This is a genomic window from Streptomyces lomondensis, assembly GCF_014651035.1.
GTDB classification, from domain to species: domain Bacteria; phylum Actinomycetota; class Actinomycetes; order Streptomycetales; family Streptomycetaceae; genus Streptomyces; species Streptomyces lomondensis.
The window spans coordinates 21,734-29,326 of record NZ_BMWC01000026.1; the positions used below are offsets into that span (position 1 = coordinate 21,734).

Annotated in this window: 5 protein-coding genes and 1 pseudogene; 4 read left to right on the forward strand and 2 right to left on the reverse strand. The window is 65.2% G+C overall.

The features are described 5' to 3' along the window. The first annotated feature begins 51 nt into the window (after positions 1 to 51). Positions 52 to 1,161 carry a peptidoglycan-binding domain-containing protein gene (locus tag IE255_RS38420; protein ID WP_190055074.1) on the forward strand — a complete coding sequence of 370 codons (1,110 nt, stop codon included), beginning with the start codon at positions 52 to 54 and terminating at the stop codon, positions 1,159 to 1,161. Positions 1,162 to 1,599: 438 nt separating this feature from the next. On the opposite strand, the gene IE255_RS38425 is transcribed toward IE255_RS38420, so the two are convergent. Next, positions 1,600 to 3,690 carry a trypsin-like serine peptidase gene (locus IE255_RS38425; protein ID WP_190055075.1) on the reverse strand — a complete coding sequence of 697 codons (2,091 nt, stop codon included), beginning with the start codon at positions 3,688 to 3,690 and terminating at the stop codon, positions 1,600 to 1,602. Between the two features lie 1,008 nt (positions 3,691 to 4,698). Here IE255_RS38425 and IE255_RS38430 point away from each other — a divergent pair. The 3 genes from IE255_RS38430 to IE255_RS38440 all read left to right on the forward strand — a co-directional run bounded on the left by IE255_RS38430 (position 4,699) and on the right by IE255_RS38440 (position 6,939). Beyond that, positions 4,699 to 6,093 (forward strand): S8 family serine peptidase, encoded by a 1,395-nt coding sequence (locus IE255_RS38430; RefSeq protein WP_229906794.1) that lies wholly within the window; start codon positions 4,699 to 4,701, stop codon positions 6,091 to 6,093. Between the two features lie 11 nt (positions 6,094 to 6,104). After that, complete coding sequence (locus IE255_RS38435; protein WP_229906795.1) at positions 6,105 to 6,392, forward strand: hypothetical protein; 288 nt, start codon at positions 6,105 to 6,107, stop codon at positions 6,390 to 6,392. A 409-nt stretch (positions 6,393 to 6,801) separates the two neighbouring features. Further along, complete coding sequence (locus tag IE255_RS38440; RefSeq protein ID WP_190055076.1) at positions 6,802 to 6,939, forward strand: hypothetical protein; 138 nt, start codon at positions 6,802 to 6,804, stop codon at positions 6,937 to 6,939. Positions 6,940 to 6,967: 28 nt separating this feature from the next. On the opposite strand, the pseudogene IE255_RS39820 reads toward IE255_RS38440, so the two are convergent. Next, positions 6,968 to 7,204 (reverse strand): annotated as a pseudogene (locus tag IE255_RS39820) (hypothetical protein); the annotation flags it as partial. Positions 7,205 to 7,593 lie beyond the last annotated feature (389 nt).

Sequence of the window (7,593 nt, forward strand, 5' to 3'; positions counted from 1 at the left end):
GATCTAGTGTGCGAAAGCCTGATGTGAAGCGATTACAGAAAGGAGAGGACCATGAGTATCTGCTTTGCACCTAGCGAGGCGTACGAAGGTTCTCCCGACAGCGTCAAGCGCAGAATGTCCTCACTGTTCGGAGATGTCGCAGAACTCATCATTAAAGCACGCTACTGCGAGGAAAAGGGCGGATGTCAAGAATTCCTTAATCCGGGCACCCTTCAGACTGACTTCTTCGACGTAAGCATGGGATTCCACCGATGCGATCACCTTCTCGCATATCTGCACATGCACAACCCGTTCCTCACCTCAGATGTCCGCGCCCAATGCCTAGCACGCAAGGAACCGGGTGACCCGCATTTCCCGGTGCCAGACGTAATCACTACGGAACCGGGAAGACGAGAATTCTACGAAATAAAACCCGACTCGACCGACGGTCTCACCAAAGCGGTCAAGAAAGCCCAGTGGTTCGAGGACGATGTGTGTGTCCCGAATGGACTCGTCTACAGCAGAGGGACCGTTTTCAGCGGTGCTGTGGACGTGGTGGTCTGGAACGGGACGTGGTTCGGGGTTCCTGTCAAGGTGCGTTTCGCAACCGATATGCCGCGCAACGGCATTGTGGTATACAAGCTTTGCTTGGATAGGGCCCTCGGGGAGTTGCTGGAAAAACTCCTCATCAAGGCTGTCGTTGCAGCCTTGATTTATATCCTCTTGGCAGTCGCGCCCGTCGCTATTCCTGCCTTCGCGGCCGTCTTGGCTTCGACGGCTGAACCCCCGCTACGCCGATCGGTTGGAAGCGGTGGAACCAACTCGAAGCCGGATGTCGCTTATGTGCAGCTTATACTGAACGACTGGAGGGGACAGAATGACGTTTCTCCCCTCCTCGATGTTGACGGCTTGGTGGGCCCCAAGACCATCGGCGCGATTACACTTTTCCAGCAGCGTGTGACAAGGATCGTTGATGGCCGGTTCGACCCGCGCGGCCCAGGTATCAGCGCGCTTGAGTCCTTCCACTTTGAGTCACTTACTTCTCGTGCTATTGCGACCCCTAGTATGGAACAGCATGCGCTCGAGCAAGAAGAAGAGGCTCCGTTGCTGGAAATCCTTGCTGAATCAGGGCAGGACTATCTGGCATCGATATATCGAACAGCCGGAACGCTGGCCGGGTAAGCGTTGCGTCGGACCGGCCGGAAAGGCACTGACTTTTCCCTTTCCGCCGCAGAGCAGTGGCCCGCCGACCGTTCCGGCGGCGGCTGGATAGCGCCGGTTCAACCTTCCGCAGAGGTCACCCATCTCGTAGGACCAGCGTGAACCAGGCGTCCAGTCAAGGGCAGGTGGCTACGGACTCAAGGTGTAGAGCAGGCCACTTCGAGGGCTGCCCAGCGAGCTTGTCCTCAGCGGGGACCTGAGCCCATGCCATCAATCGGATCCAGTCCCCTTGGGTGACGCCTTTTCGCTTGTTCCGAACCATTGGTTTTGTCGCTGCCATCCCCTGGTGACAGGTCGCTATGGATGAGCCATCGCCCGAGTCCGCCTCCGTCGGTGTAGGACAGCGCAGACGACCGGGGCTGGGGCTGCCCGCCGGGTGCGCCCTGTACCTGCGGTCGGTCAGGACTGGTGGAGTACTCCACCAATCTCGCTTGCAACGCCCTTGTGGGCGAGGTACTCGTCGATGTTGTGGGCCCGATCGCGTCCGTTGGCGACGGCCAGTTGAGAGACCTTGCCCCAGCGGGGGTCCTCGAGTGGGCAACCGATGGCGACCGCATCGGTCGGACACCAGGCGTTGAACCATTGGCGCGCCTTCTCGGGACGGTGGGGTCCGCCAGCGAGGAGGCGCTCGTTCACGGCGTTCATGCCCAGTGGGCTGCCCGCTGTGACGAGCAGGGTGAGATCAAGCGCGTCCGGAAGCCGGCTGACGAGGTCCATGCCCACGACAGTGCCGAGACTGTGTGTGACCAGCACCAGTTCGCCGGTGGTCGGCATTGATTCGAGCACGGTGTCCAGGACCGTGTCGCGGATTTTGCGGTCGGTGAGGTAGCGGCTGACGTCCCGAAAGACGGTGGCAATGGTCCACTCGTCGACATCGGTCTTTGCTGCCAGCCAGCTGAGTGCCTGCTGGAACCTGCCCACCAGGGCGTTTCCGAACCCCTCGGTGGCCACGGGCCCGTTCTGCGGCATGCCGGCCTTGTTCGCCGCTTCGACCAGCATCTGCTCATAGAACCCCGATGGTGACTCGGCGGCGAACCGCTCCGCAGCCGCGGAGGCGGTGAACTCTCCGAGCTCGATGGGACCGCTGACGGCCTCCGTCCACCCCATGAGGGCAGCCAGCCGGTCGCCGTAGTACGGGAACCAGACATCCGCCGGGTCAACCGTGGCCATTCCAGCACGCGTAAGTCCCTGGTTCAGGCCCGCCGTCCACTCCCGACGGAGCGTCTCAGGATCCTTCCTATGCTGGCTCCTGCCGTGCAGGAAAACCAGGTGCCGTTTGCCACTGCCGAAGGCGCTGCCTCGAGCACGTAGACCGGTGGCGGGTACAGCAGCCGCGGCCGCAACTGTCGCGGCGGTCGTTTCCGGCACAGGCGTGACACGCCGGCTCACCTCGCCTGCGGTCTGTGCCAGGAGTGGTGGTGCCGGAGTCTCCACCGGGCTTGGCAGGATGCCCTGGCCAAGTCCGGAGTCAGGCCCCATCTCGGCCAGGATCGCTCGCCTTGCGGGATCGAGGCTCACTGTGGCCAGGTGCTTCAGGATGGAGCTGATGCGGACGCCTTCGTTCGCGATCCAGTCGATTACGTCGTCTCCATCGCCGCGCTGCCAGACCCGGCCGTCCTTGCGTAGTACACGCCCTTGTGTGTCCGTCTTCGGCACTCCGCTGTGGTGCAGGGCCACCACTTCCCACTGGTCATTGAAGACGGGGGAACCCGAGTTGCCAGGTTCGGTGTCGGTCTTGTAGTGGAGGAAGTCGTCCAGCCGCACCAGGAGGGTGTTGTCGCGCAGGGCGATTTCCTTGAGGCGGCCGTTGGGGTGGCCGATGATGTTCACTCGTTCGCCGATCACCTGCTTGCCGGCTTGGGCGCTGAGTCGGTTCCAGCCGAAGGTTTCTCCCGGAAGGCGGCCATCCACGGCCGGAGCGACAGCTACCAGCGCGAAGTCCAGCCGCCTGTCGGCAGTGAAGAAGGTACCCGGATCAAACTCCATTCGGACCACCGAGTCCGGGACATTTTCGATGGTGACCTGGGCATTGAACTCCAGGAAGCAGCGGCCGGCGAAGCCTGCGTCGGGCAGCACATGATGGTTGGTCATCAGGAGTCGGGGTGAGACCAGGAAGCCAGTGCCATGGGGGATCTCACGGCCAGCATGACGCACGGTGATCCGGGCGACGGTGCCAGCAGCCCGTGTACCGCGTGGCAGAAAGCTCCAGGCCTGGAGCTCATTCGACAGGTTGATGATCCGCTCATTGGCCTCGGGAAGGTCCAAAGCTTCGGCGTGGATGCTCGACACCACAGCTGACGGCGATAGGCCGCCCCGGTCAAGGATCCGCTCGGCGCGCACGGCGAGGGTTTCGGGGGCATCTGGAAACAACGCCCCCGCTGCCAGCCGTTCCTCGACCCGCTCCCGCTCCGTGGCCGACTCTCCGTACCGCCGCGCCGCGTCCGCGGCATGCCGTCGAAACTCCTCGCGTGAATCTTCCGTTGCGGGCATGGCGTCCACCGTCCTATCTGCGTTGTCAGAATTGCGACAATTCGTCCCATTCCATTAGCCGGGCAGGCGTCCGGTGCTGCAAGAGCAGCGGTACGATCGAGTGAGAGGCTGCAGGACGGGCGGCAGCAGATCGGCTTGCTATCGGCGGCGGCTTTGTCGGGAAGTCCGTCTCCACGTCCACCACTAGGTCCTCGACTTCGTCGGCCTCAACCTGCTGCGAGACAACCCACGTCACCCAGGGGTGTGGGACCCAGGTTCCGGCACTTCTCCCCGCGAACGGCTCCGTCTCTGATGTCATGCTGCTGAAGCCGTTTGTCGTGGTGATGCGCAGTCGGACGTCGTCGCCAGGGCCGAACTGGCTGCGGTCGGGGTGGACCCGTGGGTCCTTCAGGCCTACGCCGATGGGTCTGCCAGGTGCGGCCGCCGTCGGCGCTGATCTGGGCTGAGTAGGTGTGGTCCGGTGCGGGGGCGCACTCGAACTTCAGGGGTATGCCGAGTGCGCCGCCTCAGTTTCCAGGTGTCGAGCGGCGCTCAGGACGGGGTAGGTCAGTGCGGAGCTTGTCCACCACCTGTCCTTGGACGCCCAGTTGGACGGCCCGGGGGCGATCGGACCGGAGCGACGGCTTCGATCAGTCCGGTCGGTGTCCGGGGCGAGTTCGGAACTGAGCTCCACCGGCTCCGGGGTCCACTTGGGCGCGCACCGCCGTACTACCTTCAGCATCAGGTCACATGCTCCCGCTGACCGCAGAGCTGGCCCGTCACCGCGGGAAAAGTGACGGTCCGGCACCAGTGTCACACTCTCGTGCGAGCTACGCGGCCTTTGACGATGCCGCCCGAAGCTTGGTGAGGCATCGTCCTCAGTCACGGAAGGCCACGTCGCAACCGGAGCCGCTCCTTACTGCCGTCGGATGCACCGGAGGCGTTTGACCTGATTGGCGGCTTTGCGGACACCGGTCGGCTTGAGACGGTTGGCCCGTTCCCCTCGGGCGCCGCCTAGAGACCGCTCTTTTGTGCCAGGCCCCGCGGATGCCTGCCCCAGCGTTTCAGGAGATCACCGTGCGTGTCATGATCCAGATGCGGCCCGAGCTCGCTGTCGTCGAGGCCGTCATCGACCCGACCGTAACGACCACAGCCACCGATGTCGCCGGTACGATCCCCGGCATCGCGCTGGACCCGGACTTCGTGCCGGTCCCGGTGCCCAAGCCCAAGCCGGCCGCGCCCGGTGGTGACCCGCTTTCCCTGGAGCAGGCGCTCATCTTCTCCATGGCCCCGGAGGACGCTGGCGTCCTGGTGCGCGGCGAGATCCAGGACTACGACGTGGCCAGCCGCTACGCAATGCTCGTCACGGCCCGTCCGGACATCGTCAGCATCTCAGCCGACCCCGTCATCGAGCCCATGCCGACGTGCGGGGGTGACGCCGCTGTGGGCGACTCGGGCGACGTGCAGAATAGGCTGACCGACCACCTGAAGGCGGAGGGCTTGGGCGGTGACGGAGTGGCCGTCGCCATCCTCGACACGGGCATCAATGTCCAGCATCTGTCCGAGGTCCTGGGCCAGGACGCGACCGTCGACGAGACGAGGAGCTGGAAGCCCGCCAACGCAACCGGGAACTTCGGCCAGTTCCCGGTTGGCCACGGCACCATGTGCGCGTTCGATGCCCGGATCACCGCCCCGAAGGCGACGCTCCTCGACCTCCCGGTCCTGCGGCCGCAGGCGCTGCAGGGGCTACTCTCCGACGCGGTCGCGGCCTTCGCACACCTGCGGACCGTTGTCGAGGCGATGCCGGAAGAACGCCGCGCGCTGGTCGTCAACAATAGCTGGGGCTCCTTCTCGCTCACCCGGGACTTCCCACCGGGCCACCCCGGTAACTACTCGGACAACCCAGCACACCCCTTCAACCTGGCCGTCACCGCCCTAGAGCAGGCGGGCGCGGACGTCTTGTTCGCCGCGGGCAACTGCGGTCCTGGATGCCCCGACAGACGCTGCGGTTTTCCCGACCGCCCCATCAACGGGGCGAACTCGCATCCCCGTGTGCTGTCCGTGGGAGGCGTGGACCTGCGCGGAGCCCGGGTCGGCTACTCCTCTCAGGGGCCCGGACGGCTCAGCCGCCGCAAGCCGGACGTCTGTACTTTCACGCACTTCGCGGGATCCAAGGCGTTCGGTGAGAACATGCCGGACTCTGGTACATCGGCGGCCTGCCCCGTCGCCGCCGGTGTGGTCGCCGCGGTGCGCTCGCAGTTTCCGGTGAAGGACCTCTCGCCGCTCCAGATGCGCACCTTGCTGCGCCGCACCGCGGACGACCTGGGTATGCAGGGCTTCGACTTCATCTACGGGTACGGCATGATTGACGCGGCCGCCATCGTGGAGGCGATCCGCCGGCGAAGGAAGAACGGCGGCCGTTAGCAGGAGGAGCTGTGACTCCCCCGGGCGGACCTTTCGTCCTGATCACCGTCACGCTGCCGAAGGGCGGGGCACTGCAGGACGCCATGCGTCGGTACGAGCTCGCCCCTGAGGAGGTTGACGAGGCGTACGGGCTGGTGTCCGTGAACCCAGCTCAGGGCCTCTACGCCATGATGGTCAGTGCGGGAGCCGCCGCGCGGATTACCGGCAGGGCTGGGGCGAAAGGACCGTACGCCAATCCGGAGATCGAGCCCTTCGGGCCACCGGAACCGGGCCCCGAAGGCAGCGGCGACCAGATATAGCCCACTCACTGGCAGGCTCGGTCACGAACTGGGTCGCCCAGCGGCACGTCGACGTCCGGGCACCACAATTCGGAGGCGACCGGCCCGAACGAACACGGCCGGCTCGACCCGCAGCATCGCGATGTCGGCGAGGCAGTCCTCGCCGAGCGCGACCGCCCACGCAAGATCCACGTACCGTCTGCCTCAGCAAGGTCTCCGGGACAGCAGGCATTACTTGGGGCGCCGGGCGCGGTCAAGTGCCGCGGCCGCCGCCACTAATACTCCAGCAGCGTTTCGCTATCTGGCCTGGTCAGAGGCATCGTCGGGAGTGTAGTGGGCTGATGGCGTGTCAGGGGCGGTCTTGCCGGACCGCCCCTCCAACGAGTGGCATCGAGAACTGTCTGAGCTGTGATGAGGGCAGCCTCCTCGCGTGATCGACGACCTTGCCGACTCGCCCTGGGACCGTGAACTCGACAACCTCTTCCTGCGCATCGGCCACCGCTTCGGCCGCGCCGACCTGCGACGCCGCATGCGCGATTTTCCTGGCCGGAGGGGTCGGGCTGGGTGAAGCGGCCGAGGGTGGGGTCGTAGTAGCGGTGGCCCATCTTGTACAGGCCCGTCGGGTCCAGGTAGGCGCCGGTGTAGCGGTACGGCTGGGAGACGGCCTCGGTGGTGGTGCCGCGCGGCAGGCCGGTGGGGCCGTAGGCGTAGGTGTGGGTGCGCTTGCCGGTGTCGTCGACGAGGCCGAGGACGTTGCCAGTGGCGTCGGTGAGGTAGTAGTAGGACTTCCCCCCAGTCGGCATGGAGTTCAGCGTGCCCGCCGGCTCGCGCATGAATCCCGTCGACGCCGTTGGTCGTCGTGGACGCCAGACCGAGTGCGGTGTGGTGGTACCAGGTCGAGCTCAGCTTTGTGCGTACGGAGTTGTCCGTGCCCGCGTGGACCAGGTCGTTGGACTTGCCGCCAGCGGTGATGTCCGACAGTTGGCTGTAGTCCGTCCAGGTCTCGTTGGTGCGGGCGGTGGCGCTCGCACCGGCGGTTTCGTTGCCGAGTTTGTCCTAGGACCAGCCCGGGCGTTGTCACGTTGGTGGGTGTGTGGGTGCCTGATGGTGTACCGGGGTGTGGTGGGGCGGGGTGTCGGCCTTGGGTCAGGCTGTTGCGGGCTGGCCAGCGGTGCCGGTGATGTGGTCCCAGATGGCGAAGCGGACGGGCTCTCGGCTCGGT